Source organism: Actinoallomurus acaciae (assembly GCF_042429965.1).
Lineage (GTDB): Bacteria > Actinomycetota > Actinomycetes > Streptosporangiales > Streptosporangiaceae > Actinoallomurus > Actinoallomurus acaciae.
Genome location: NZ_JBHLZP010001174.1, coordinates 1057 through 1851, shown reverse-complemented (window position 1 = coordinate 1851; position 795 = coordinate 1057). Strand labels below are relative to the sequence as shown.

Here is a 795-nt window from a genome sequence, read left to right as displayed (position 1 = left end):
GGCCGCCGACCTCGACCTGGGCGACCTGCTGGAGGAGCTCGACGACCACCTGTCCGGCCTGGATCGGCGGCGCCGCGACGAGATGTCCGGCGTCGGCACCGACGCCGTCACCACATTGCGCCGCCTGCTGGTCCAGGCGGCGGGCGCCCGCCACGCCGTCCGCTCGCTCGTCGCCGACGCCGAGCGGCTGGCCGCCGTCGACCACCGATCCCCGTCCGACACCTGAGCGGGCCGGGCACTCCGCGGTGCCGTCCGCCAGGCCCGATCGTGAACCTGCCCCGCGCCGTGTTGTAGTGGACGGGACGCCACCTGTCGACGGGGGAGCACAGGTGTCGTGGCTGCGGAGGATGTTCGCCGAGTCCGAGGGACGCGCCGCGCCCTTCTACGGCCTGGCGACCGCGATCGGCGTCACGACGCCCCTGGCGATCGGCGCGCTGGCCGGGCACGCCGCGGACAGTGTGCCGGCCGGTCTGGGCGCCTTCTACGTCGCCTTCGCCGGGCCGCGCGGACCGTACGGGGCGCGGGCCCGCTCGATGCTGGTGGCGGTCGCCGTCGTGACGGTGTTCACCTGGTTCGGCGGCCTGCTGGCGGGCCGTCCGGTGCTCGCGACGCTGCTCGTCCCGTTCGTCGCGGCGGCCGGCGCGGCACTGCCGTGGCCCGGTCCGACGGCGGCCCTGTGCACGCTCATCGCCGCGGTACGGCCGCCGACCAGCCCGGTGTTCGTCAACGGCGTGCTGGAGGCGGCCGGTGGGCTGTGGGTCTCCGTGCTCCTGCTGGCGCCGTGGATCATCGACC

General features: G+C 75.8%; 2 protein-coding genes. Both read left to right on the top strand.

Going from position 1 to position 795, the window contains the following annotated elements:
• A partial coding sequence (locus ACFFNX_RS51440; protein ID WP_378213816.1) for a hypothetical protein occupies positions 1-226 on the top strand: 226 nt, incomplete at its 5' end.
• A 103-nt stretch (positions 227-329) separates the two neighbouring features.
• Positions 330-795, top strand: a 466-nt coding sequence (locus tag ACFFNX_RS51435; RefSeq protein ID WP_378213815.1) for a hypothetical protein, incomplete at its 3' end; no start/stop codon positions are given.